Origin of the sequence: Bacillus sp. CCNWLW194, assembly GCF_037120585.1 — a bacterium.
GTDB lineage: Bacteria > Bacillota > Bacilli > Bacillales > Bacillaceae_G > Bacillus_A > Bacillus_A basilensis.
In genome coordinates this window covers 52563-73912 of the sequence record NZ_JBBBBL010000001.1, presented here as the reverse complement: position 1 = coordinate 73912, position 21350 = coordinate 52563, and the positions used below count along the sequence as shown (strand labels likewise).

Genomic DNA, 21350 nt, shown 5'->3' with positions numbered 1-21350 from the left:
CTATCGGATATATCCTTTAAGAAATGTAAGATAAATTTACCATATAGAAAAGAAAAGTGTCAATTGTATTTTTCTCATTTAAAAGAAGAAAATTAATAAAAGAAATTTAGTTATCTCCACTATATGTAAATATAATATATCTTGAGATTCCCTAGATTCCTACGTTACAATGATTTTATACATACATAAAGGAAGTGAATCTATGTCCATATTTACCCAATTAGCCAAAAGCGTATATTCGCCTAAAGATATGGCGCTATTCCGTTTTCAAAAAATCGGAAAAACCATTTTGTATATTATGCTACTTTGTCTAATCACTACTATCCCAAGAACATTCTTTTATGGTAGCTTTATCCAAGATAGTGTTACCATGGTAAATCAAGCAATTGAAAAAGATTTACCTGATTTTAAAATCGAAAATGGTGAACTAAAAGCTGATATTGAACAACCTATTCAAAAAGAAGAGGGAGATGCTCTTTTCGTATTTGATCCAAATACAACAGATATCGAAAAATATCAAAATAAAACTGGTTTATTTATTTTAAAAGATAAAGTAGTTTCTATAGGAAATGGTCAAACCCAAACATACTCCTATAATGATTTATTAGGGACATCTCTTGAGAAAAAGGATTTGCAAGATTTCATTTCTGTATTCGATAGTATTTATCCAATTTTACTAGCCGTTATCGGCGTGTTAGTATACCTATTCCAATTGTTTATTACTTTCTTAGGAATTACTTTACTTGCGTTTATAGGTTCTGCTATGAGTGGTCAACGTAAATTATCTTATAAGCAAGTATGGACGTTAACTGCTTACAGCTACACAATTCCAACAATCTTCTTTATGATTATGGATTTATTCAAAATCGTTGTACCTGGTTCAACATTCATTTATATCGCAGTTGTTTTAATTGTTCTATACTTAACGATTAAAGAAGTTCCAAAACCGAAAGAAAAATAAGACCGAAAAAAATGCCTAAATAGGCATTTTTTTTTTGGACAAGCATATATTCCTAGCAAAGGAGTGAAGAATATGAAGAGATTAGGTATATTCTTATTCGTGCTTGTTCTTGGTTATATATTTTATTACGATATAAAAATCGGCACTTTACCGATGTTAAGTTCATATAAAAAAACAAATGCAGCCCAAACGATAAAACAAGAAAATACAGATACAAAACAAAATAAAGAGAACAAAGCAGAAAAAGAAACAAATGTAACTTATAAAACAATTGAAGTTAAAACAGGTGAAACAGTTCTTTCTATCACCGAACAAATTAACAAGAAAAAAATCCCTTCTATTGAAAAGGTAATTGATGACTTTAAAGAACTAAACAAAAGTACATCTGCTACAAAAATACAAATTGGAAAGTCTTATAAATTCCCTTTATATCAATAAGCAATCACTTAATCCTTGTCAATTACATAAAGGCGCTGATACAATAGTAAAAGTGAAACCGAGCACTTCCGGTTTCTGTAGCCCTGTATCACGTATACTATCATTGATATAAGGGACTAAATAAGAAACTTCTTTTATAAGGAGAGCGATCTATTCGTGAATGAAATGACTCATCGTACAAAAACACGTCCAGTTAAAGTCGGTAATTTAACAATTGGCGGTAATAATGAATTAATTATACAAAGTATGACAACAACAAAAACACATGATGTTGAAGCAACAGTTGCTGAAATTAAACGTTTAGAAGAAGCTGGCTGTCAAGTCGTGCGTGTTGCTGTTCCAGACGAACGCGCAGCAAATGCTATTGCTGATATTAAAAAACAAATCAACATTCCACTTGTTGCTGATATTCATTTTGATTATCGCCTTGCTTTAAAAGCAATTGAAGGCGGCATTGATAAAGTACGTATCAATCCAGGTAACATTGGTCGTCGCCATAAAGTAGAAGCTGTTGTAAATGCAGCAAAAGAACGCGGTATTCCAATCCGTATCGGTGTAAACGCAGGTTCATTAGAGCGTCACATTTTAGAAAAATACGGATACCCAACTGCAGATGGTATGGTTGAGAGCGCCTTACATCATATTAAAATTTTAGAGGACTTAGATTTCCACGATATTATCGTATCTATGAAAGCCTCTGATGTTAACTTAGCAATTGAAGCATACGAAAAAGCTGCACGTGCTTTTGATTATCCATTACATTTAGGTATTACAGAATCTGGAACTTTATTTGCTGGAACTGTAAAAAGTGCCGCTGGTCTTGGAGCAATCTTAAATAAGGGTATCGGAAATACATTACGTATTTCATTAAGTGCTGACCCAGTTGAAGAAGTAAAAGTTGCGCGTGAACTATTAAAGTCATTCGGCCTTGCATCTAATGCAGCAACACTTATTTCTTGTCCAACTTGTGGTCGTATTGAAATTGATTTAATTAGCATTGCCAACGAGGTGGAAGAATACATCTCTACACTGCAAGTACCAATTAAAGTTGCAGTACTTGGCTGCGCTGTAAATGGTCCTGGTGAAGCTCGTGAAGCTGATATCGGTATTGCTGGCGCACGCGGAGAAGGTCTATTATTCCGCAAAGGGCAAGTTGTTCGTAAAGTACCAGAAGAAATAATGGTAGAAGAACTGAAAAAAGAAATCGACGTAATTGCTGCTGAAATGGCTGCTGAACGAGAAAAAGAAAAAGAAGCACAAGAACAATAAAAAAAAGGTTGCTCACAATATTGGTGAGCAACCTTTTTTCTACGTAAAAAAGCTCGTCAGTTATATAACTGACGAGCTTTTACTTTGCACATTTTGGACAACGGCCGTATATTTCAAACTTGTGACCTGTTACTTCATAACCGTTAAAATCTTTATTCATAAAATCCATCGGGCAGGAAGTGATTTCTTTCGTTCCCCCGCAATCTAAACAAATAAAATGATGATGATGTTCCATAATAGAGCATGTAAAACGAAAATGTTTTTCACCATTTAATTCTGTTTGTTCTAAAACACCAATTTCAGCAAACACCGTTAAGTTACGATAAATTGTATCAAAGCTAAGACCTGGATAATCATCCTTCATATGCTCTAAAACGTCTTTCGCCGTTAAATAACGATTGTGAGCTGCAAATAACCTGAGCATTTCTTCCCTTTTCCCAGTATGTTTGTATCCTTTATCTTTCATTAGGCGTAAAGCTTCTGTTAGATTCATATCTATCCCTACTTTATGCAGTTTTTTTCTTCTTCCATAAAATCGCACCAATTAAAATAAGAACTGCTATCATAACAATTGTACCACCTGGTGCTAGATCAAGTTGATACGAAGCAAACATTCCACCAATTACTGCAATTTCACCAAATAAAATGGAAAAGAAAATTGTTTGTTTAAATCCATTAGCAATACGAATACTCGCTGCAACTGGTAACGTCATTAATGATGATACGAGAAGAACCCCTACTACACGCATTGATACTGCAATAACAAGCGCAACCAATATAATGAAAATAAAGTGAATCCACTTTGCACTCAAACCGGTTGATACAGCGTATTCCTCATCAAACGATAGTAAAAATAACTCTTTGTATAATAGAGTAATCGTTACAATAACAACAATTGCTACAATGCCGATGATTATTAAATCCGTACTTGTTACAGCACTTACACTACCAAATAAATAACTAAATAAATCTGTGTTAAATCCATTTGCAAGTGAAATAAAAATAACACCAATCCCCATTCCTGCTGAAAGAATAATCGGAATTGCTAATTCTTGATAATGTTTATATACAGTACGTAATTTTTCAATAAGTAACGCCCCACCAATAGAAAAAATCATCCCCATATATAACGGATTTAAAAATCCCCCTGTGAAAATTGTTTTTTCTAGTAGTAAACTTGCAGCAATACCCGATAATGTCACGTGACTTAATGCATCTGCAATAAGTGACATACGGCGAATGACAACAAATACACCGATAAGCGGTGCAACAAGTCCTATTAAAATCCCTGCATATAAAGAGTTACGTAAAAAGTCATATTGTAAAAAATCTTGTATCATTATATCCTCCCGTGATGCTCATGCTCGTGTTTTAAACGATGAACATGATGTCCATATAAAACGGACATTTCTGCATCTTCTAACTCTCGGAACTTTTCTACATTTCCATGGAAATGTAGATGTTGGTTTAAGCATGCAACATGCGTTACTTTCTCGGTAACAGCTCCCATATCATGCGTAACGAGAATTAATGTGATTCCTAACCTTTTGTTTAAATCCTCTAATATCTCATAAAAACTTTCTACATTCTTCACATCGATCCCAACAGTAGGCTCGTCCAAAATAAGTAATTCAGGATTACTAACGAGCGCACGAGCAATAAATACACGCTGTTGTTGTCCACCAGAAAGTTCTCCGATATTACGCCCCTGAAACTCACTCATCCCTACATCAGCAATCGCTTTTTCTACCTTTTCCTTATCGCTTTTCGTGAAAAAGCGAAACAGCCCTTTTTTGGAAACGAGTCCCATTGACACAACTTCAAAAACAGTTGCCGGAAAACCAGAATTAAAGCTATTTGCCTTTTGGGATACATAACCAACTTTGTTCCATTCTTTAAACTTCTTACTATCAACACCAAACAAACGAATACTTCCCTGTTTCGGCTTTAAAACGCCTAATAAACATTTTAACAAGGTTGATTTCCCAGAACCATTTGGCCCAACTAAACCTAAAAAAGCTCCCTTCGGAACTTGCAAATTAATATCTTCTAACACATTTCGATCTTCATATCGAAATGACAATCCTTCTATTTCTAATACATTATTCATAGCATCTCACCTATTTTAATTCAGAATGATTCCGATTTATATCTATTTGAATTATAGTACAGCTTATTATAGTTGTAAACCAATCTGCATAAAATATATCTATTTTTTCAAGAAACCTTACTATTATAACAAAAAGCAGAGAAAAATTCTCTGCTTTCGAAAAATATTACAATTAATCTTTTAGTGAATAGCCGATTTAAACTTACCACCATTTGTCTCTTGTGTACTCATAATCGTAACAAATGCATTCGCATCAATTTCATACACAATCGATTTTAACTTTGTCACTTCCAGACGCGTTACAACGGCATATATAACTTCTTTTTCTTTATCCGTGTAACCACCTTTCGCTACAAGCTTTGTAGTTCCACGGCCAAGACGATGTAAAATCGCATTTGATACTTCCTCATATTGATCTGATACAATTAAAACTGCTTTCGTTTCATCTAAACCTTGAATGACTGTATCAATTGTTTTGAATGCGATATAGTACGTCATAACAGAATACATAGCTTGTTCAACACCAAATACAAATGCTGCCCACGCAAAAATGAATAAGTTCACAAACATTACAAATTCGCCAACGGAGAAAGGTAATTTCTTCGTTAATAAAATACCCATAATTTCTGTTCCGTCCATTGATCCACCGTGACGAATAACGAGCCCTACACCAAGACCTAAAATAAGACCACCAAACACTGTCGCTAAAATTGGCTCTGTTGTAAATGGCGGAACAGCATGTAACGTTGATTCAATAAACGCTAAAGCTACAATACCGAACGCCGAAGATAGCATGAACGTTTTTCCGATTTGCTTATAACCTGAATACATAAAGGGGATATTGAGAATAACGACTAAAGTAGAAAAACTTAACCACCAAATATTAGGAGTAAGATAATCTAATATAAGAGAAATACCAATAATTCCACCATCAATAATTTTATTTGGCATTAAAAATAGTTCAATTGCTACCGCCGCGCATGCTGCCCCGAAAATAATCATAACTAAACGATACATAAGATGGATAACACTTTCTTTTCGATGTTGCTTTTGCTCCATAAGTCCTCCCTATAATCTTTTTCTATAGTTTTGTCCTTTTATTATAACATACGCTTCTTTTTCTCATGAAAAAAGAAACTCTATACGAATATGTACAAGCTACGTACTCATATATTTCGATAGAAGAACGTGTGAAGGAGGATAACTCAATGAACCTCATTAAACAACTTGTAAATAAAAAATTAAATCATATTTCTACAAAAGAGTTATTGAAATATAGTAAAGAGTATAAAGTTTCCATTACGACTGCACAAGCTGATCAAATTGTTGTACTTATGAAAGGAAAGAATATTAATATTTACGATAATGACGAACGACTAGAGCTCTTAAAACAAATTGCAAAAGTAACCTCCCCTGCTACTGCCCAACAAGTAAATACTTTATTTCAGCAACTACTAAAATAAGGAGGGGAAAATCCCCTCCTTATTGCTTATTGCGCTTTAATTTTCTCAAGAAGCCCTTCATCAAAAGTACCATTTTTCAGCATTTCGATTTCTAATTTATATGGTGGCTTCTTATCTTTTTTATCCTCACCTACATATGGAGTTTCAAGAATTTTCGGTACGTGCATTAACTGCGGATGATGCACAATATGATGCAACGCTTTATAACCGATATGACCAAAACCGATATTTTCATGACGGTCCTTTCCTGCGCCGCGTACATTTTTACTATCATTAATATGCAGTACTTGCAAACGATCAATACCGACAATCTTATCAAATTCGTTTAATACACCGTCAAAGTCATTTACAATGTCATATCCTGCATCGTGCGTATGACACGTATCAAAGCATACAGATAGCTTCTCATTATATTTCACACCATCAATAATCTTTGCAATTTCTTCAAAGCTACGACCGCATTCTGTTCCTTTTCCTGCCATCGTTTCTAACGCAATATTAACCGTCTGCTCTGGCGTTAATACTTCATTAAGCCCTTTAATAATTTGTTGAATACCAGCATCCGCTCCTGCACCAACGTGCGCACCTGGGTGAAGCACGATTTGTTTCGCCACACCTAATGCCGATGTTCTTTCAATTTCCATGCGAAGGAAGTCCACACCTAATTGGAAGGTTTCTGGCTTCGTCGTATTCCCGACATTAATAATATATGGCGCATGTACGATAATTTCCTCAATGCCGTTTAGTTCCATATGTTTTCTTCCTGCTTCTATATTCAATTCTTCAATTGGTTTTCTTCTTGTATTTTGCGGTGCACCTGTATAAATCATAAACGTCGTTGCACCGTATGAAACAGCCTCTTCACTTGCTGCTAATAACATTTTCTTACCACTCATAGAAACATGAGATCCAATCTTTAACATACAATCACCTCTTCAATATACAATAGATATAATGATAGCATAATTTGTAGAAATATGTAGTGAATTGTTTGTTCACAAAAAACGCACTACACAAATTCATATGACTATTTAAACAGACTATACTCTTCATTTAAATTAGCTGGATTAAGTGAAACTGTAATCAATATTTTCTATCCATATTGATTACGACTCTCGCAAATAGCTGGGTAAAAAAAAGATAAGGGAAATCCCTTATCTTTTTTTATTGCTATATTTTTTCTTCACTTTGTCACGTTCCGTTGCAAGTTTACGTTTATAGTTTGGTTTTACTTTTTTCGGCTTTTTAATAACTTTTGTTGCCATAACGTCAAGTTCATCATTTGGTTTTTTACGGCTCTTACGACGACGACGCTCACCTAAATCCGCCCACTCATCTCCGCGTAAATCTACATGCTTGAACTCAATATTACGTTGCTTTTCTAAACTATCTAACGCTTCTTCGTTTGCCGGATCATAAATTGTCACTGCAATACCTGAATGGCCTGCACGTGCTGTTCTTCCAACGCGGTGAACGAAGAAATCTAAATCTGATGGAAGTTCGTAGTTAATAACATGACTAATTCCTTCAATATCAATACCACGTGCTGCTAAATCAGTTGCAACGATATATTGGAATTCTAGATCACGAATTTGTTTCATCATTTTTTTACGATCACGCGGTGATAAATCTCCGTGAATTCGTCCAACTTTTAGACCACGTTCCATTAATCCGTCAGCAACCTGATCCGCCATCTTCTTCGTATTCGTGAAAACAACTGCTAAATACGGTTTAAATTGTAGCAACATTTTATTCACTAAATCGATTTTGTTACGATGTTTAGAAGGTACTAAATAATGCTCAATATTTCCAGCTGCAACTTGTTTTGGATTGATATGAATATGCTCTGGATTCTCCATATATTTCTTCAGAAACGGTTTTAGTTTTTGAGGAATTGTTGCAGAGAAAACTAGCATTTGCAAGTTTTTAGGCATGCGTGCTGCAATTTTGTCTACATCATGAATGAATCCCATATCAAGCATTAAGTCTGCTTCATCTACAATAATAGTATTTGCTTTATGAACAAATAGCGCTTGTGCTTCTACTAAGTCTTTAATACGTCCTGGTGTTCCAACTACAATATGAGGTTGTTTTTTCAACTTTTCAATTGATCGTTGTTTATCAGTTCCACCAATTAAACAACGTGCTGTAATTATTTGATCTTCCGCACAGAACTTTGTTAATTTCACGATTTCTTCGTAAATTTGTTGTGCTAACTCACGAGTAGGCGCTGTAATAACAAGTTGTACTTCTTCACGACCTGGGTTAATTCTATTTAATGTAGGGAGTAAGTATGCATGTGTTTTCCCAGAACCTGTTTGGGATTGTCCAATTACACTTACACCTTTTTTCACGACCGGGAAAATTTTCTGTTGAATTCCTGTCGGCTCTGTAAAGCGTAGTTCACGAACTGCATCTATTAAAAATGGTTTAAAATCATACTGTGTAAAAGTTTGTTGTGTCATAAGTTACACCTTCTTTCTAAATTTCTACTGCGCGCACAAATCAGTCAAGTCTACATTATATCGAAATCTACAAGTAAAATCCATCTTTAGTTTAGGTTTTTACTTCAAAAACTAACCTTCTTCCCTCTTATTGCATATTGTATGTGTATATACCTAACTGAAGAAAGGAGGATTTCTCACATGTTTCCAAAATCTCCCGCAAGGCAAATGTATCCGAATCCAGGCCAACAACCTTATACACCATATCCAATTCCACAACTACCACCGATGGCACAAAAAAAGAAAGGGTTCCTTGCTAAACTCTTTAAAAAACACGATCCAACCGAACCTTTCATGCAAATGGTTCCGCCTTATCGACAAATAGAAGGGCAGACACCAATGATGCACCAACACCAGCAACCGCCACCCCAATATCAACAGCAATACCCACAGCAATATCAACAACAATACCAACAGCGATATCAACAACAATACCCACAGCAATATCAACAGCAATATCAACCATACATGCAGCAGCATCCCGAGCAAATGATCCCCCCTCAAATGTATGAATCAAATGAAACGCGCGGCGGTGCAGCAACTACAGCAGCATCAAGCAGCGGTATCGGCAGTTTTTTTGCAAATTTAATTTCGAATCCAACTAATATGATAAACAATATCGAAAAAGTATCCCAAGTCGTTCAATCTGTAAGTCCTGTCGTCGAACAGTACGGTCCCATTATGCGTAACCTACCAAGCATTGTTAAAATCCTCACCTCTGGAAAAAGTACGGAAGAAGATCCAGCCGAAGATCAAACTGAAGATTTAACAGAAAAGGTTGAGGTAGCAACTCCACCTCCTCCACAAAAAAAAAGAAAAAGAAAAAAAATAGCGATTGAGCCAGCCATAGAAAAAGAAGTACGAGAGGAGCCCGTTCAAAAAATAGCAACAAAACCAAAACTGTATGTGTAACAATCCTTTGTTTTCTATCCACTCCTCCTTTATAATGTAAAAGACTATGCACAAAAGTATCCCTTGTTTAGAAGGAGAGGATTACTCATATGAAAATTGTTAAAATTTCCCCTCGTGGTTATTGCTACGGTGTTGTGGATGCGATGGTTATTGCACGTAACGCCGCATTAGATACAACATTACCAAGACCTATTTATATTTTAGGTATGATTGTTCACAACAAACATGTAACAGATGCATTCGAAGACGACGGTATCATTACATTAGACGGTCCAAGTCGATTAGAAATTTTAGATAAAATCGATTCTGGTACTGTTATTTTCACTGCACACGGTGTTTCTCCAGAAGTTAAACAACGTGCAAAAGAAAAAGGTTTAACAACAATCGATGCCACTTGCCCAGATGTTACAAAAACACATGACCTTATTGAAGCAAAGAAAGCTGAAGGTTACCATGTCATTTATATCGGCAAAAAAAATCATCCAGAACCAGAAGGCGCAGTTGGTATTGCACCTGACATCGTTCATCTTATCGAAAGAGCTGATGATTTAAAAACATTAGAAATTCCAACGGATAAAATTTTAGTTACAAATCAAACAACGATGAGCCAATGGGATGTTCAACATTTAATGGAGGACATTCAGAAGAAATTCCCAACAGCAGAATTCCATAAGGAAATTTGTTTAGCAACTCAAGTTCGCCAAGAAGCCGTTGCCAAACAAGCTGATGTTGCAGACTTAACAATTGTTGTTGGTGATCCGAAAAGTAACAATTCAAACCGTTTAGCACAAGTATCACAAGAAATCGCTGGTACGAAAGCATACCGCGTTGCAGACGTAAGTGAAATCAAATTAGAATGGCTACAAGGTGTAGAAAACGTAGCTGTTACAGCAGGTGCTTCTACTCCAACGCCAATTACGAAAGAAGTTATCGCTTTCTTAGATCAATATGACCCAATGAATCCCGCTACATGGGAAAGAGTTCGAAAAGTACCGTTACAAAAAATATTACCTCGTGTAAAAGTGAAAAAAGAACAATAATAAAAACCGTTGCCTATATGAGCAACGGTTTTTATTTTTCTTATACAAATGTAAATGGATCTGTATGTAACTGCGAAGCATGAATGTGTACTTTGAGTTTCTTTGCATCCACTTTTTCTTGCAATTGCTTTTGCACACCTTGCTTCATTACTTTTTCAACGTTATGTCCTGGGTCAACTATGTTTAAACCGAGCATCATCGCATCATGAGCAACATGATAATACATGTCACCTGTTACATATACATCCGCTCCTTTAAATTTAGCTTGATTGATGTATTTGTTACCATCGCCACCAAGTACAGCTACTTTGCGCACTTTATCATCTAATTTCCCAACAACTCGTGCACCCTTTACGTCTAATGATTGCTTTACATGTTCTGCAAACTGTCCGAGTGTCATTTCTTCTTGTAAATAGCCTATTTTTCCAAGCCCTAACGTTTCACCTTTATTATCAAGTGGATACACATCATATGCTACTTCTTCATATGGATGTGCCGTTACCATTGCTTTAGTCACTTTTCGCTGTAATGAAGCTGGAATAATCGTTTCGATTCGCACTTCTTCTACGCGTTCTAACTGCCCAGTTTCCCCGATATAAGGATTTGTTCCCTCTTGAGGTACAAACGTACCAGTACCCTCGCTATTAAACGTACAGTGGCTATAATTGCCGATATGACCAGCACCTGCGTCTCCTAATGCTTTTCGTACTTCTTCCGCGTGAGTTATTGGCACAAACACAACAATTTTTTTCATTTCTTCTGCGTATGTCGGTGCCAAAACTTCTGTATTTTGCAATCCTAACGCCTCAGAAAGTAAATCATTTACTCCGCCCTTAGCAATATCCACATTCGTATGCGCTGCATAAATGGCAATATCATTTTTAATACACTTTTCAATAATTTTCCCATACGCCTTATCTGTATGAATCGCTTTTAGCGGGTTAAAAATTAAAGGGTGATGTGCAATAATGACATTCGCTCCTAATTGAATTGCTTCATCTACAACTTCCTCCGTTACATCTAACGCAATCAATACGTGCTGTACAGGTTTGTTAAGCGCTCCAATCTGCAGACCAATCTTATCTCCTTCCATCGCCAAATGCTTCGGATACATACTTTCAAATACAGAAATAATTTCATGGCCGTTTGGAATTTTACTCATGATAAAACCTCCCCTATCATTTTCATTTTCGCCTCTACTTCCTCACGCTTCACCTTTGTTTCTTCAGAATCAGCCGCACGTTCTAACTGTTTTAAAATATTTTGGAAGTTTTTCAATTCTCCTTCCCATTTTTCAACGAAAGCTTCACTTTTTTCTTTTACTAAAAATGGTCCCATAAACAATTCAGCTTGTTTATTCTCAGAATAAGGCACCGCAGTATTTCCTCGCTCCCCTACTAGGATTTCGTAAATTTTCCCATCTTCTTTTACGATTTTTTCATGGATAAGCTCCCATCCATTCTCAATAAACCATTCACGAATGTTATGCGCTGCAATATTCGGCTGTAAAATTAAACGCGATACACCTTCTAATTTTTCTTTACCACTTTCTAAAATGTCACGAATTAACGCTCCGCCCATTCCGGCAACTGTAATTACATCTACTTCTCCTGGCGCGATAACAGCTAATCCATTCCCTTTACGCACGTCTACTTTATCTTGTAAGCCACTTTCAGCTACAGTTGCTTGTGCAGAACGAAATGGTCCATCTACAACCTCTCCAGCAACTGCTTTAGTAGCAATATTATTTATAATTGTATAACACGGTAAATACGCATGATCCGATCCAATATCAGCAACTGTAGATCCTACTGGTATCTCACGCACAACTTCTTCTAATCGTTTTGAAAGCTTTACTTCATTCATGTATTTCCATTACTCCTTCTCTTATCAGTCTGTCTCCATGATAATGAATTTATAGTAGTTGTTGCAAGCCCATAGCAACAATTCCATTCTCTATAACTCATCGTATTTTAGAAAATATAGAAAAACAAGCCCTTTGCATAAGCAAAAGGCTTGTAACACAAAACTTTATTTTTTCTTCGATAACCAATCAGCTACTTTAGCGGCTTGATCAGCCGGAACTAAATTTGGCGGCATATTTCCTTTTCCTTTCGAAATAACTTCTTGAATCTCTTCTTTCGAAAGTTTCCCACCAATTTTTTGTAAATTAGGTCCTACTGCCCCTTGTAACTGATCGCCGTGGCAGCTCGTACAGCTTTGCTTTACAATATCCTCTGGCTTTGATGCTGTTTGTGCTGGCTTCCCGCCATTTTTTGCATCAGCTAACTCTTTAGATTTATTTAGCCCCTGAAATGAAAATACAAACATAACGATAATACCTAATGCTGCAATAAGAGCGAACGGAATCAGCGGATTACGTTTCATATCTCTTCTCCCCCCTCTATACCCCTAAATAGTTAGATGATTCAGTCATTTCCATTGTACTTGAAAACGCTCTATCAGAAAAGAGTAAACTACTACTTGTTAAAAATATTCCATAAATTCAGTTTATTGTTTTTTATTGTTATATCGCTTATTATTTCGATAATTATTAACGTTTCTCATCATATTTTTCACTTTTCTACATATATTTTTGTATAGAATAAACAAAATTAATCGAAAAATCGAAAAATGAGCATTTGCAAATCAAAAGACAATTCTGTAAAATAAATTACAAGAAATTGTAATCGTTGCCGACAGATAAAGTTTAACAAAAATTAACAAAACAAAAAAGTTTACTTCACAAAGGTGAAGTAAACTTAAAGGTAGCCTATTCTAAGAAATCCTTAAGACGCTTACTACGGCTTGGATGTCTTAGTTTACGAAGTGCTTTTGCTTCAATTTGACGGATACGTTCTCTTGTTACGCCGAATACTTTCCCAACTTCTTCAAGCGTACGAGTTCGTCCATCATCTAAACCAAAACGAAGACGTAGAACATTTTCTTCACGATCTGTTAGTGTATCTAACACATCTTCTAATTGTTCTTTTAGCAATTCATACGCTGCATGGTCCGCAGGCGATGTTGCTTCTTGGTCTTCAATAAAATCACCTAAATGGGAGTCATCTTCTTCACCAATCGGTGTTTCAAGGGAAACTGGCTCCTGTGCAATTTTTAAGATTTCACGTACTTTTTCTGGAGCAAGATCCATTTCTTCACCAATCTCTTCAGGAGATGGTTCGCGTCCTAAATCTTGTAATAACTGACGTTGTACACGAATTAACTTATTAATTGTTTCAACCATATGAACTGGGATACGAATTGTTCTTGCTTGGTCTGCAATCGCACGTGTAATTGCTTGGCGAATCCACCAAGTTGCATACGTACTAAATTTGAAACCTTTACGATAATCGAACTTTTCAACCGCTTTAATTAGACCCATATTCCCTTCTTGGATTAAGTCTAAGAAAAGCATACCACGGCCCACGTAGCGCTTTGCAATACTTACTACAAGACGTAAGTTTGCTTCTGCAAGACGACGCTTCGCTTCTTCATCGCCTTCTTCAATACGCGTTGCAAGTCGAATTTCTTCTTCTGCAGATAGTAAATCTACACGACCAATTTCTTTTAAATACATACGAACAGGATCGTTGATTTTAACCCCAGGTGGTACACTTAAATCATTGAGGTCGAATTCTTCTTCCGATTTTGCTATTTGGCGATTATTAGGGCCTTCGTCGTTGTCATTGTCGCCAACTAAGTCAATTCCTTGTTCACCTAAATATTCATAGTATTCATCCATTTGATCGGATTCAATTTCAAATCCATTCATGCGTTCTGCAATCTCTTCATATGTAAGAACGCCACGTTTTTTTCCGAGCTCAGTGAGTTGTTCTTTCACCTGCTCAAGGGTCATTTCAGTTTCAATTTGTTTAGAACGAGCTGGTTTATCAGCCATCTGTTCCCCTCCTTACGCGAGATACAAACATTCATTATACTAAAAACTTCTCAAAAAAGCTATTTTCTCGCTTTTTGATTTTGTAAATATGCTACATAATATTTAGCAGCCTCTACAGGATCCGTTTTTTCCATCTGTTTTACCTTAAAGATGATTTCCATCTTTTCAAGTTTTTCTTGATGACGTCTAAGCGTCTCCAAATGGCCTTCTAACACTTCTTCTGTGTATTCTGGATTAATAAATTCATCCGTCGAAATATCAGTGATAATATTTTTCAACTTTTCATCAGAGAGCCAACTTAAAAATGTTCCGACTGAAGGTTCATTTCCCTTTTCATAATATGCGTATAGTTCATATAAAATCCCTTTATGTTCTTCTGTATGAAAATCTTCTATGTGGGATTCCATACGAACAGCCACTTCTGGACTTTGCAACATATGGTAAATAATTTCTCTTTCTGCCCTTTCAAAACCTGTTAACTTCGGTTTTGTTTGAACAATTTGAGACGGCTTAGAAACCTGCTTTACTTGTTTTTGCTGTACCTTTTGTTCTTTGCGATATTGGTGCAATTGATTCAAAAGTGTTTCCATTGAATACGAAAATTCTTGCGATAATGACTTCAAATATGATTCTGCCTGCATCGCATCCTGTAACAATGATAACTCTTTTAAAACACTTTTCACATACTCTTCTTTGCCAGACTCATCTTGCAAATTTTTCCCTAAACGCAAATAATTTATTTTAAAACCAACAAAACTTATACTTGATTTCACAAGATTTTCAAAAGCAGTTGTCCCATATTGTTGCACATATTCATCAGGATCAAGCTTATCTGGCAAGGATGTAACTTTCACTTGGCAACCAACTTGCAACAATAATTGCCCTGCTTTCATCGTCGCTTCTCGCCCTGCTTTATCACCATCATAGCAAAGAACAACAGTTTCAACGTTACGTCGCAGAAGTTTTGCTTGTTCTTCAGTTAAAGCTGTTCCCATTGTCGCAACAGCTTCTTCCACACCACTTTTTACCGCAGCTAGTACGTCAGCATATCCTTCCAAAAGGACCACTTGCCCACGTTTTCTAATAAACGGCCTCGCTTGGTGGAAGTTATACAACAATTTACTTTTGTGAAAAATCGGTGTTTCAGGGCTATTTAAATATTTCGGAGTGTCATCTCCTAATGCCCTTCCACTAAATGCTATCACTTTACCTTGCAACGTATAGATTGGAAACATGACCCTTCCACGGAAGCGATCATAATGACTACCATCCTTCTCGCTTCTTATGAGAAGACCAGCTTGTTCCATACTAGACAGCGATAAACCTCTTTTTTGCAAAATTTTTGTTGCTGCATCCCAAGCAGGTGACGCATAACCAATTTCAAACTTCTCAATCATCTCTTTTGTAATACCACGTTTTAACAAATACGAAAGTGCTTCGTTTCCTTCTTCTGTATTTACTAATAAATGATGATAATACTTTTTCAAAAGTTCATGAGCTTGTTGCATGATGACAGTGTCATCAGATATGTCTTCTTGTTGTCCTTGCCCTGATGTATACTCTGCAACCGCAATTCCATTTCTTTCACCTAGCTTTTGAACAGCCTCGGTAAAAGCCAGTCCTTCCATTTTCATTAGAAAGGAAAATACATTTCCACCTTCTCCACATCCGAAGCAATGAAAAATTTGCTTATCAGATGAAACAGAGAATGAAGGAGAATTCTCACCATGAAATGGACAAAGGCCGAAATAGTTACGCCCCTGTTTTCTAAGTTGAACGTATTCACCAATCACTTCTACTATGTCGGATGACGTCCGAATCTGTTCAACAACTTCTTCGGGAATTCTGTTCCCCATAACTCCATCTCCGTGTCGTATTTTGTATTCGATATAAATTAAAAAATTCCTTTATAATTCGACAATATTTTTTCTAAACTTATTAGAAAGTGTTGTCGATTACGTTATCAAACGATTTTGCAGACCCTTTTCTGCGTAACTTCGCAGACACGTACCTACTATATAAAATTGTATCCATTTACTCATCTGTTACAAATGTACCTCCTGGAGACAATACATATGCACTTTTTTACAAGAAGACTAGCAAGTATCATATCCTATGTGATCACGAGATCTGTTTCTTTTGCATGTTGATACATATAAAGAAATCAACTTTAGCTCATTCAGCATCTACATAGATCCAATTTCCCTTGCTGTTTCCTTAAACGATGAGCATACGATGTGACAAACAAAATTTCGACATGAAATTTCGTTCCAACTTGCACAATTTTCAGCCTTCACAGGATATGCATCTGCATCAACTAATACCATATTGATGTTTTGCATATTTCTGTATTCTACATCCCTTCTGCGAATCCTTCCATAATGTGCGTTTTCTTGTATAGATTTTGTCGATTTAACGTAATTACATGTCTTTTCGTAAATCCTATCCCTAGTTTATTCTGAAAAATTAAAGTCTAAACGTAAAATATAGGTTTTTATCACAATTTTTTATTATAATATATTTTCTTCAGCTACGCTACATATCCCTTTATTTTTTCATCCTCTATTTCAGGATAACGAAACCCTACCTTTAACGTAATAAAAGGACAGAAGAATATAAGTATAACCACTCCGGTATAATCTATTACGAAATCAGCAAGGATTGTGTTTCTCACGAGCGAAAAAAGCACATTCACCTTTGGTAAATGTGCTAAAACATTTTTTGGTTTTGCACTGCATTCACAATAATGTTAGCTGTTTCTTCAATCGCCTTATTCGATACATCAATTACTTGACAATTTATTTTACCAACTACATTCTCAAAGTGATCAATTTCTTCTTTAATACGATTAATATTGGCATATGTTGCACCGTCACTTAGTCCAAGTGATTTCAATCGCTCTTTTCGAATATGATTCAACTTATCTGGCGTAATTTTCAAACCGAAACATTTTTCTTTTGCCACTTGATATAATTCCTCAGGTGGATCCACTTCTGGTACAAGTGGTACATTGGCAACTTTCAAACGTTTGTTATGCGCTAAATATTGAGAAAGTGGTGTTTTTGATGTACGCGAAATCCCAATCAACACGATATCCGCTTTTAAAATACCGCGCGCATCTCTACCATCATCATACTTTACAGCAAACTCAATCGCTTCAATCTTTTTAAAATATTCTTCATCTAATCTACGAACAACACCCGGCTCATATCTCGGTACTTGCCCTGTAATTTCTTCAATTTGATCGATTAGAGGCCCGATAATATCATATGCCTCTACGCCTTCTTTTGCAGCCTCTGTTACTAAATACTGACGCATGTCAGGTTTTACTAACGTAAAACAAATAAGCGCTTGATTGCTCTTAGCAATCGAAATCACTTCTTTTAATGTCCCTGTATCTTCTACATACGGCACACGTCTAATATCAGGAGCAAATGGGAATTGCCCCATTGCTGCTCGAACAACCAAATCAGCCGTTTCTCCGACAGAGTCAGATACGACATATACGATTTTATTATCCATTACATTACCTCACTTTAAACAAATTACACTTATTCGTTATTTACTAAGTTTACAAACGCACGTGTAATATTTGTTTTTGTAATTCGTCCAATCACTTCTAAACCTTGTTTCGTATCTTTTACAACTGGCATCGCATCAATCTGTCTTTCTATTAATTCCATCGCAATATCATATAAAGAATCTTCTCTACGACACATCGCAATGTTTGGCATCCTTGTCATGATAATATTAACCGGAAGAGAGGTTAAATCCTGCTTTCCTAAGCTAGCTCGTAATAAATCTTTACGAGATACAACACCAACTAATAGAGTCGATTGATCTACAACGAATAATGTACCTACATCCTCTAAAAACATCGTACAAATTGCATCGTATACTGATACATTTTTATCAATTACAACTGGTCTAGATTGATAATCTTGTACTTTAATTTTCTTAACAGCTTCAGATAATAGCTGTCCCCCAGTTTTTCCCGTATAAAAATAACCTACGCGTGGGCGTGCTTCTAAATAACCAGCCATCGTTAAAATTGCTAAGTCTGGCCTTAGCGTTGCACGTGTTAATCCCAATTGCGCAGCAATTGACTCCCCTGTAATAGGACCGTGATCTTTTACAATCTGAATGATATGTTCCTGCCGTTTATTCAGCTCTATGATAATCACCACCTTTAATGCACAACGAAAAAAGTTATACTATCTCTTAAATATTATATACTAAATATGCTATTCGAAAAAGATAGGATGTAAAAAGGACCATATACGGCCCCAAATTATATTTGAAACTTATCAAGTTGTTCTAAGAAACGTCTTGATTTCAAATAAATCCCGCAATATTCATCATAATATGTATTCAACACTAAACGCATTTGTTTTTTTGTGCTATCCTTCACTGATACATTGCCAAGTCTATGTAAATCGAAGTGGTAGAAAAGACGTAATAATTTATGAACGGCTTCCCCCACTGGTATACGATACTGATCTTGCTCAGCATGACGCGAGCACAGAAAACCGCCTTCCCGGACAGAGAAGGCGACAAAATCTGTTTCTTGATGACAAATCGCACATGTATCAAAGTACGGGCGCATCCCTAATACCGGAAGCATTTTCGTTTGATAAATTAATGATAATACTTCTGAATCAACACCCTCACACATGTAATGCAACGTTTGATATAACATTTCAAATAAATATGGATTATGTTTTTTATCTTCTGTTGCTTTATCAGTTAACTCAACAATAAATGATGCATAAGCAGTTAAAAATATATCCTCGCGAATTTCTTTCATAGTTGAAATAATCTCGCCTTGTTGCAAAGTTCCAAGTCCAGATCCCATTTGTATAAGGAAATGACCATGTGTCATAAGTTGCGAAACAGATGCTAACCGGCTTTTCGGTTTTTTCGCTCCTCTTGCCATTGCACTTACCTTACCAAGTTCTCTTGAGAATATTGTAACAATCTTGTTCGTTTCTCCGTAATCTGTCGTACGGATAACGATGCCCTCAACTTTTTGAAACATGTTCGTCACCATCCAAGGTTTGAACAAAACGGGTCAAGAAATTGGAGAGTCTAGATGCGCTAGCTCCTCTTCATGTTGATCCATCTCATCGTTTACGTCTTTTTCCATTTCTTTCAAAAGCAAATACGTTTCAATGCTTCCTGTTTTGGAGAAAAACTTCCAGGTAAAATCTAGCATAAGAATCCACCTTTCTCAATAAGCGTAGCCTATAAACCAATTTCCTTTGTTGTTATTAAATTGACCCATTTTGTCCATTTTCATGTGAGAAAAATTTTTCCTAATTTATCAAAACTCATAAAACCAATAATCAGCGGATGAACAAAACATCCGCTGATTACAGCTTTACTCTATTTTAGTACTCGTCTTCGCGGAAACCAAGGTCACGAAGCTGAGACATTTTATTGCGCCAATCTTTTTGCACTTTTACCCATACTTCTAAAAATACTTTAGAACCAAGTAATGCTTCAATATCAAAACGAGCTCTCTTACCAACTTCTTTTAACATCTTCCCTTGTTTACCGATAATAATCCCTTTTTGCGATGGACGTTCAACAACAATCGTTGCATTGATATAAACTGCCCCGCCTTCGCGTTTTTGAATTGCATCGATAACAACAGCCACAGAATGCGGCACTTCTTCACGTGTTAAATGTAGTACTTTCTCACGAATAAGCTCTGCAATAATAAATCTCTCCGGATGGTCCGTTACTTGATTATCTGGATAGTATTGTGGTCCTTCTGGTAAATACTTTTTAATCGTTCCAATTAAAGCGTCCACATTATTACCATCTAATGCAGAAATCGGTACAATCTCTGCAAATTCATGTAGTTTGCGATATTGATCAATTAACTCTAATAATTGTTCTGGATGAAGTTGGTCAATTTTATTAATGACTAAAAATACTGGTTGCTTCGTTTCTTTTAACTTCTCAATGATGAATTCCTCACCACGACCAAATCCTTCGACTGCATTGACCATAAACAGAACGATATCAACTTCTTTTAATGTCGTTTGAGCCATCTTCACCATGAAGTCACCTAGTTTATGTTTAGGTTTATGTATTCCTGGTGTATCAATGAAAATTACTTGTGAATCATTTTCTGTATATACGCCTTGAATTTTATTACGAGTTGTTTGTGGCTTGTCACTCATAATAGCAATTTTTTGGCCGATAATACGATTTAAAAATGTAGATTTCCCAACATTCGGTCTGCCAATAATAGAGACAAAACCTGATTTATAACCTTTTCTATTCATGTAAATCCTCCGCTAAAAATGCTCCTGGTAACAATTCTCCGACCGTTGTCTCTTGAACATCACCATGTAAATTTGACAGGTATACTTTCGTATCCTGTTTACATAATTCTACCATAACTTGTCGACATGCTCCACAAGGAGGTACTGGACGCTTTGTATCCGCCACAATCGCGATAGCTACAAACTCTTTATCTCCTTCAGAAACCGCCTTAAATAAAGCTGTTCTTTCTGCACAGTTACATAGGCCATATGATGCATTCTCAACATTACATCCACGATACACTTTTCCATCCTGTGTTAATAATGCTGCACCTACTTGAAATTTAGAATATGGTACGTACGCTTGTTTACGCGCTTCGATTGCTTCTTGAATTAATTGTTTACTATTCATATTCCCGCATCCTTCCTGTTCACAGCTGTGAATAGATACACTCTCTTATTAAAGGCCTTTACGGC

General features: G+C 36.1%; 23 protein-coding genes. 6 read left to right on the top strand and 17 right to left on the bottom strand.

Translation table 11 applies throughout. The features are described 5' to 3' along the window. The first annotated feature begins 202 nt into the window (after positions 1–202). The 3 genes from V7S50_RS00395 (at position 203) to ispG (ending at position 2668) form a co-directional block, all read left to right on the top strand. A complete protein-coding gene (locus V7S50_RS00395) occupies positions 203–961 on the top strand; it encodes a DUF1189 domain-containing protein (RefSeq protein WP_016086261.1) in 759 nt (252 codons plus the stop codon). A 72-nt stretch (positions 962–1033) separates the two neighbouring features. Continuing rightward, positions 1034–1399 carry a hypothetical protein gene (locus V7S50_RS00390; protein ID WP_063222938.1) on the top strand — a complete coding sequence of 122 codons (366 nt, stop codon included), beginning with the start codon at positions 1034–1036 and terminating at the stop codon, positions 1397–1399. Positions 1400–1564: 165 nt separating this feature from the next. Next, positions 1565–2668, top strand: coding sequence for a flavodoxin-dependent (E)-4-hydroxy-3-methylbut-2-enyl-diphosphate synthase (gene ispG, locus V7S50_RS00385; protein WP_140350543.1), 1104 nt, complete (start codon positions 1565–1567; stop codon positions 2666–2668). A gap of 79 nt (positions 2669–2747) precedes the next feature. Here the strand turns inward: ispG and V7S50_RS00380 are convergent, their stop codons facing one another. The 4 genes from V7S50_RS00380 to V7S50_RS00365 all read right to left on the bottom strand — a co-directional run bounded on the left by V7S50_RS00380 (position 2748) and on the right by V7S50_RS00365 (position 5837). Further along, positions 2748–3161 carry a Fur family transcriptional regulator gene (locus V7S50_RS00380; protein WP_001054512.1) on the bottom strand — a complete coding sequence of 138 codons (414 nt, stop codon included), beginning with the start codon at positions 3159–3161 and terminating at the stop codon, positions 2748–2750. Between the two features lie 13 nt (positions 3162–3174). Then, the gene (locus tag V7S50_RS00375) at positions 3175–4008 is read right to left on the bottom strand and encodes a metal ABC transporter permease (protein ID WP_000613823.1); all 834 of its coding nucleotides are present in this window, start codon (positions 4006–4008) and stop codon (positions 3175–3177) included. Continuing rightward, positions 4008–4778: a metal ABC transporter ATP-binding protein gene (locus tag V7S50_RS00370; protein WP_242252261.1), complete on the bottom strand. Its 771-nt coding sequence runs from the start codon at positions 4776–4778 to the stop codon at positions 4008–4010. Before V7S50_RS00370 ends, V7S50_RS00375 begins: the two co-directional genes overlap by 1 nt. Before the next feature lie 180 nt (positions 4779–4958). Next, entirely contained in the window at positions 4959–5837 is an 879-nt protein-coding gene (locus V7S50_RS00365) for a YitT family protein (protein ID WP_000435966.1), read from the bottom strand. A 149-nt stretch (positions 5838–5986) separates the two neighbouring features. Here V7S50_RS00365 and V7S50_RS00360 point away from each other — a divergent pair, with 149 nt between their 5' ends. Continuing rightward, entirely contained in the window at positions 5987–6241 is a 255-nt protein-coding gene (locus V7S50_RS00360) for a DUF2624 domain-containing protein (RefSeq protein WP_097950552.1), read from the top strand. Between the two features lie 26 nt (positions 6242–6267). Here V7S50_RS00360 and V7S50_RS00355 read toward each other — a convergent pair whose 3' ends face one another. Together V7S50_RS00355 and V7S50_RS00350 are read right to left on the bottom strand one after the other, a co-directional pair. Further along, positions 6268–7164 (bottom strand): deoxyribonuclease IV, encoded by an 897-nt coding sequence (locus V7S50_RS00355; RefSeq protein ID WP_000912460.1) that lies wholly within the window; start codon positions 7162–7164, stop codon positions 6268–6270. A gap of 231 nt (positions 7165–7395) precedes the next feature. Continuing rightward, a complete protein-coding gene (locus tag V7S50_RS00350; RefSeq protein ID WP_242252262.1) occupies positions 7396–8706 on the bottom strand; it encodes a DEAD/DEAH box helicase in 1311 nt (436 codons plus the stop codon). Positions 8707–8886: 180 nt separating this feature from the next. Here V7S50_RS00350 and V7S50_RS00345 point away from each other — a divergent pair, with 180 nt between their 5' ends. After that, a complete protein-coding gene (locus tag V7S50_RS00345) occupies positions 8887–9657 on the top strand; it encodes a YqfQ family protein (protein ID WP_242252263.1) in 771 nt (256 codons plus the stop codon). A gap of 89 nt (positions 9658–9746) precedes the next feature. Then, complete coding sequence (locus V7S50_RS00340; protein WP_063222934.1) at positions 9747–10697, top strand: 4-hydroxy-3-methylbut-2-enyl diphosphate reductase; 951 nt, start codon at positions 9747–9749, stop codon at positions 10695–10697. A gap of 40 nt (positions 10698–10737) precedes the next feature. Here V7S50_RS00340 and V7S50_RS00335 read toward each other — a convergent pair whose 3' ends face one another. From V7S50_RS00335 to V7S50_RS00285, 11 genes are all read right to left on the bottom strand, one after another. After that, positions 10738–11859, bottom strand: a complete 1122-nt coding sequence (locus V7S50_RS00335) for a Nif3-like dinuclear metal center hexameric protein (RefSeq protein WP_242252264.1) — start codon at positions 11857–11859, stop codon at positions 10738–10740. Continuing rightward, the gene (locus V7S50_RS00330; protein WP_242252265.1) at positions 11856–12563 is read right to left on the bottom strand and encodes a tRNA (adenine(22)-N(1))-methyltransferase; all 708 of its coding nucleotides are present in this window, start codon (positions 12561–12563) and stop codon (positions 11856–11858) included. Before V7S50_RS00330 ends, V7S50_RS00335 begins: the two co-directional genes overlap by 4 nt. 165 nt (positions 12564–12728) lie before the next feature. Continuing rightward, positions 12729–13085 carry a cytochrome c550 gene (gene cccA, locus V7S50_RS00325; RefSeq protein ID WP_000828148.1) on the bottom strand — a complete coding sequence of 119 codons (357 nt, stop codon included), beginning with the start codon at positions 13083–13085 and terminating at the stop codon, positions 12729–12731. Positions 13086–13470: 385 nt separating this feature from the next. Then, positions 13471–14598, bottom strand: coding sequence for an RNA polymerase sigma factor RpoD (gene rpoD / locus V7S50_RS00320; protein ID WP_000764060.1), 1128 nt, complete (start codon positions 14596–14598; stop codon positions 13471–13473). 59 nt (positions 14599–14657) lie between these two features. Then, positions 14658–16454, bottom strand: coding sequence for a DNA primase (gene dnaG, locus V7S50_RS00315; protein WP_199677512.1), 1797 nt, complete (start codon positions 16452–16454; stop codon positions 14658–14660). A gap of 853 nt (positions 16455–17307) precedes the next feature. After that, the gene (locus V7S50_RS00310; protein WP_060632300.1) at positions 17308–18120 is read right to left on the bottom strand and encodes a pyruvate, water dikinase regulatory protein; all 813 of its coding nucleotides are present in this window, start codon (positions 18118–18120) and stop codon (positions 17308–17310) included. Between the two features lie 29 nt (positions 18121–18149). Then, a complete protein-coding gene (locus V7S50_RS00305) occupies positions 18150–18782 on the bottom strand; it encodes a helix-turn-helix transcriptional regulator (protein WP_000583758.1) in 633 nt (210 codons plus the stop codon). Positions 18783–18889: 107 nt separating this feature from the next. Then, positions 18890–19636: a DNA repair protein RecO gene (gene recO, locus V7S50_RS00300; protein ID WP_063222930.1), complete on the bottom strand. Its 747-nt coding sequence runs from the start codon at positions 19634–19636 to the stop codon at positions 18890–18892. Positions 19637–19669: 33 nt separating this feature from the next. Next, on the bottom strand, positions 19670–19813 hold the full coding sequence (locus tag V7S50_RS00295; RefSeq protein ID WP_000883924.1) for a YqzL family protein: 144 nt from the start codon (positions 19811–19813) through the stop codon (positions 19670–19672). Positions 19814–19988: 175 nt separating this feature from the next. Beyond that, positions 19989–20894 (bottom strand): GTPase Era, encoded by a 906-nt coding sequence (gene era / locus V7S50_RS00290; RefSeq protein WP_048531222.1) that lies wholly within the window; start codon positions 20892–20894, stop codon positions 19989–19991. Beyond that, positions 20887–21285, bottom strand: coding sequence for a cytidine deaminase (locus V7S50_RS00285; RefSeq protein WP_001086294.1), 399 nt, complete (start codon positions 21283–21285; stop codon positions 20887–20889). The genes era and V7S50_RS00285 overlap by 8 nt, the downstream gene beginning before the upstream one ends. Positions 21286–21350: the final 65 nt, after the last annotated feature.

Bases quoted from the DNA above. Each gene is read 5' to 3' on its own strand.
- V7S50_RS00395 (WP_016086261.1), top strand. From the start codon at position 203: ATGTCCATATTTACCCAATTAGCCAAAAGCGTATATTCGCCTAAAGAT.
- V7S50_RS00390 (WP_063222938.1), top strand. From the start codon at position 1,034: ATGAAGAGATTAGGTATATTCTTATTCGTGCTTGTTCTTGGTTATATA.
- ispG (WP_140350543.1), top strand. From the start codon at position 1,565: ATGACTCATCGTACAAAAACACGTCCAGTTAAAGTCGGTAATTTAACA.
- V7S50_RS00380 (WP_001054512.1), bottom strand. From the start codon at position 3,161: ATGAATCTAACAGAAGCTTTACGCCTAATGAAAGATAAAGGATACAAA.
- V7S50_RS00375 (WP_000613823.1), bottom strand. From the start codon at position 4,008: ATGATACAAGATTTTTTACAATATGACTTTTTACGTAACTCTTTATAT.
- V7S50_RS00370 (WP_242252261.1), bottom strand. From the start codon at position 4,778: ATGAATAATGTATTAGAAATAGAAGGATTGTCATTTCGATATGAAGAT.
- V7S50_RS00365 (WP_000435966.1), bottom strand. From the start codon at position 5,837: ATGGAGCAAAAGCAACATCGAAAAGAAAGTGTTATCCATCTTATGTAT.
- V7S50_RS00360 (WP_097950552.1), top strand. From the start codon at position 5,987: ATGAACCTCATTAAACAACTTGTAAATAAAAAATTAAATCATATTTCT.
- V7S50_RS00355 (WP_000912460.1), bottom strand. From the start codon at position 7,164: ATGTTAAAGATTGGATCTCATGTTTCTATGAGTGGTAAGAAAATGTTA.
- V7S50_RS00350 (WP_242252262.1), bottom strand. From the start codon at position 8,706: ATGACACAACAAACTTTTACACAGTATGATTTTAAACCATTTTTAATA.
- V7S50_RS00345 (WP_242252263.1), top strand. From the start codon at position 8,887: ATGTTTCCAAAATCTCCCGCAAGGCAAATGTATCCGAATCCAGGCCAA.
- V7S50_RS00340 (WP_063222934.1), top strand. From the start codon at position 9,747: ATGAAAATTGTTAAAATTTCCCCTCGTGGTTATTGCTACGGTGTTGTG.
- V7S50_RS00335 (WP_242252264.1), bottom strand. From the start codon at position 11,859: ATGAGTAAAATTCCAAACGGCCATGAAATTATTTCTGTATTTGAAAGT.
- V7S50_RS00330 (WP_242252265.1), bottom strand. From the start codon at position 12,563: ATGAATGAAGTAAAGCTTTCAAAACGATTAGAAGAAGTTGTGCGTGAG.
- cccA (WP_000828148.1), bottom strand. From the start codon at position 13,085: ATGAAACGTAATCCGCTGATTCCGTTCGCTCTTATTGCAGCATTAGGT.
- rpoD (WP_000764060.1), bottom strand. From the start codon at position 14,598: ATGGCTGATAAACCAGCTCGTTCTAAACAAATTGAAACTGAAATGACC.
- dnaG (WP_199677512.1), bottom strand. From the start codon at position 16,454: ATGGGGAACAGAATTCCCGAAGAAGTTGTTGAACAGATTCGGACGTCA.
- V7S50_RS00310 (WP_060632300.1), bottom strand. From the start codon at position 18,120: ATGGATAATAAAATCGTATATGTCGTATCTGACTCTGTCGGAGAAACG.
- recO (WP_063222930.1), bottom strand. From the start codon at position 19,636: ATGTTTCAAAAAGTTGAGGGCATCGTTATCCGTACGACAGATTACGGA.
- V7S50_RS00295 (WP_000883924.1), bottom strand. From the start codon at position 19,813: ATGCTAGATTTTACCTGGAAGTTTTTCTCCAAAACAGGAAGCATTGAA.
- era (WP_048531222.1), bottom strand. From the start codon at position 20,894: ATGAATAGAAAAGGTTATAAATCAGGTTTTGTCTCTATTATTGGCAGA.
- V7S50_RS00285 (WP_001086294.1), bottom strand. From the start codon at position 21,285: ATGAATAGTAAACAATTAATTCAAGAAGCAATCGAAGCGCGTAAACAA.